1 pseudogene is annotated in these 252 nt (G+C 58.7%); it reads left to right on the top strand.

The window, feature by feature from the left end:
• Positions 1–237, top strand: a pseudogene (locus ACUHMQ_RS21405) (hypothetical protein); the annotation flags it as partial.
• Positions 238–252 lie beyond the last annotated feature (15 nt).

Raw genomic sequence — 252 nt, 5'->3', positions numbered from 1 at the left:
CGCTGCAGGTTGATGGGCATCAGTGGCGCGTGGCCTACGAACTGCTCCATCGTTTCATCGAAGCACGGCGCACGCCATAAACCCGAAGCGCCTGCCGTGGATAGATGCTGCTCGCCGGGGGTTTACTTACGTTGCATCGGGTTGGCACGCGCCACCTTGAATCTGCACTGGAAGATTGCGGGGTACAACTTGCAACGCTTGTGCTATCTGAAGGTCGCTGGCGTGGTGGCCTTCTGATGCCAGGAATCTGTC

The sequence above is a fragment of the Chitinimonas violaceus genome (assembly GCF_052601015.1).
This window is presented reverse-complemented; position numbering and strand designations above follow the sequence as displayed.